Origin of the sequence: Rhodococcus sp. A14 (genome assembly GCF_011603105.1) — a bacterium.
GTDB classification, from domain to species: domain Bacteria; phylum Actinomycetota; class Actinomycetes; order Mycobacteriales; family Mycobacteriaceae; genus Rhodococcus_F; species Rhodococcus_F opacus.
The window spans coordinates 1-1,043 of the sequence record NZ_JAAOQS010000278.1 but is presented as its reverse complement, the minus strand read 5'-3'; the positions used below and the strand labels follow the sequence as shown (position 1 = coordinate 1,043).

Genomic DNA, 1,043 nt, shown 5'->3' with positions numbered 1-1,043 from the left:
CAGATCGATCTGCTGGAGTTCATGGATTCGCATGTGTATCCGGCGGAGGCGGTGTATGAGGAGCAGATGCGGGAGTCGGGGGATCCGCATTTCCAGCCGCCGGTGTTGGAGGAGTTGAAGGTTGAGGCGCGGCGTCGGGGGTTGTGGAATCTGTTTCATCCGCATCCGGGGACGGGTGCGGGGTTGACGAATCTCGAGTATGCGCCGTTGGCGGAGATCATGGGGCGCAGCCATATCGCGTCGGAGGCGTGTAATTGTAATGCGCCGGATACGGGCAACATGGAGGTGCTCGAGTTGTTCGGTACGGCCGAGCACAAGGAGAAGTATCTGATGCCGTTGCTGGAGGGGACGATGGCGTCGGCGTTCGCGATGACGGAGCCGGCGGTGGCGAGTTCGGATGCGACGAATGTGGAGTTGTCGATGGTCCGGGACGGTGACGAGTATGTGCTCAACGGGCGGAAGTGGTTCGCGTCGAATGCGTTGCATCGGAATTGCCGGGTGTTGATCGTGATGGGGAAGACGGATCCGTCGGCGGCGCCGCATCGGCAGCAGTCGATGATGGTGGTGCCGATCGATGCGCCGGGGGTGACGGTGATGCGGGGGTTGCCGGTGTTCGGGTATCAGGATCGTGAGGGGCATGCGGAGATCGACTTCGCCGACGTTCGGGTGCCGGTCAAGGATGTGTTGAAGGGCGAGGGGGAGGGTTTCGCGATTTCGCAGGCGCGGTTGGGTCCGGGCCGGATTCACCATTGCATGCGGGCGATCGGGATGGCGGAGCGGGCGTTGGAGTTGATGTGTCGTCGGGCGTCGTCGCGGGTGACGTTCGGGAAGCCGGTCAGTGAGAATGCGAATATTCAGGATTGGATTGCGGAGGCGCGGATCGAGATCGAGATGATCCGGTTGTTGACGCTGAAGGCGGCGTATCTGATGGATACGGTGGGGAACAAGGAGGCGCGGACGGAGATCGCGGCGATCAAGGTGGCGGCTCCGAATATTGCGTTGAAGATTGTGGATCGGGCGATTCAGGTGCACGGTGGGGCCGG

The 1,043-nt window shown here is 62.1% G+C and carries 1 protein-coding gene; it reads left to right on the top strand.

The window, feature by feature from the left end; translation table 11 throughout:
• Positions 1–3: 3 nt before the first annotated feature.
• Positions 4–1,043: acyl-CoA dehydrogenase family protein (locus G9373_RS45380; protein WP_167121352.1), on the top strand; the 1,040-nt coding region annotated here is incomplete at its 3' end.